Source organism: Pseudomonas sp. CFBP 8772 (genome assembly GCF_014841665.1).
GTDB classification, from domain to species: Bacteria; Pseudomonadota; Gammaproteobacteria; order Pseudomonadales; family Pseudomonadaceae; genus Aquipseudomonas; species Aquipseudomonas graminis_B.
In genome coordinates this window covers 1-559 of sequence record NZ_JACYUI010000034.1, presented here as the reverse complement: position 1 = coordinate 559, position 559 = coordinate 1, and the positions used below count along the sequence as shown (strand labels likewise).

The window sequence follows — 559 nt, the reverse complement described above, 5'->3', positions numbered from 1 at the left end:
TCCGTGGGCCCGCGCCGAACGGACATCCATGTCCTGACGGCGCTCTCGCCGCATCCATGCGGCTCGGCCCACTGCGCATCGTCTGCGTTCGGCCTGCACCCAAGTCGCGTTTGGCGGTGTCTGGGCTTTTTGCGTTTGAAGATCAAAAGCAGATCAAAAGCAGAGCAACTGCTTCCCGGCTGAAGCCGGTCCTACTGACCGCATGCACATTCACTGTAGGAGCGCGCTTGCCCGCGATGGCGTCCTGTCAGCCACACAGATGCCACTGACCCACCGCAATTCGCGGGCAAGCGCGCTCCTACAGAGGATCTTCAACACGCCGAAGGACTTTCCTCGAACAGACAGGCCGCAGATGCCGTTGCCGTTGCCGTTGATTTTCGTACACAAAAAGTCCAGACGACACCAATCGCGACTTGGGTGCAGGCCGAATGTAGACGACGCGCAGTGGGCCGAGCGGCATGGATGCCGCGAGAGCGCCGCTAGGACATGGATGTCCGTTCGGCGCGGGCCCACGGAGCGTCGTCGGAGTGAGGGAACCCGACGAAGTCGGGCCCAACCG

The 559-nt window shown here is 62.4% G+C and carries 1 protein-coding gene; it reads left to right on the top strand.

Annotation, left to right across the window (positions count from 1 at the left end):
- On the top strand, positions 1-183 hold a 183-nt coding region (locus IFT99_RS26155; protein ID WP_206758802.1), incomplete at its 5' end, for a hypothetical protein.
- Positions 184-559 lie beyond the last annotated feature (376 nt).